This window comes from Amycolatopsis sp. SID8362 (assembly GCF_010550475.1).
Lineage (GTDB): Bacteria > Actinomycetota > Actinomycetes > Mycobacteriales > Pseudonocardiaceae > Amycolatopsis > Amycolatopsis eburnea.
Window position 1 is genome coordinate 1 of record NZ_JAAGNB010000521.1, and the last position, 438, is coordinate 438.

1 protein-coding gene is annotated in these 438 nt (G+C 74.7%); it reads right to left on the bottom strand.

Annotated elements, in window-relative coordinates; all coding sequences use genetic code 11:
* Positions 1 to 438, bottom strand: a 438-nt coding sequence (locus G3I65_RS16295; RefSeq protein ID WP_160696863.1) for a hypothetical protein, incomplete at both ends; no start/stop codon positions are given.

Here is a 438-nt window from a genome sequence, read left to right on the forward strand (position 1 = left end):
GCACGGGAAACCACTGCGGGCCGTTCGCGGCGGCAGCCGCCTCCCGGGTGGCCTCGGCGGCGGCCGCGGCGTGCTGCCGCACGACCTGCTCCCACGCCGCCACGGCCTGCCGGTAGCGGGCCTGCTCGGAGCTGCACAGCGCGCGGTAGGGCTGCTCGAAGTTGCGGATGTTGCGGCCGGCGAACCGGACGCCGGCCACCGCGCGGATCACGCTCAGCGCCAGCAGCCCGGCGATCACCAGCAGCACCACGGTGTACACCTGGTGCGCCGCGCTGCCGTACCGGCTGACCTGGCGTTCGATCACCAGCTGGTAGGTGGTGAACGCGAACGCGGCGACCACCAGCAGCGCCAGCCGCCAGATCACCCTGGTGACGGCTTTCGACCGGGCCGCGACCAGCCCGCTGGTGTCCGGCCGGGCCGGCTCCGTCCAGACCGGCC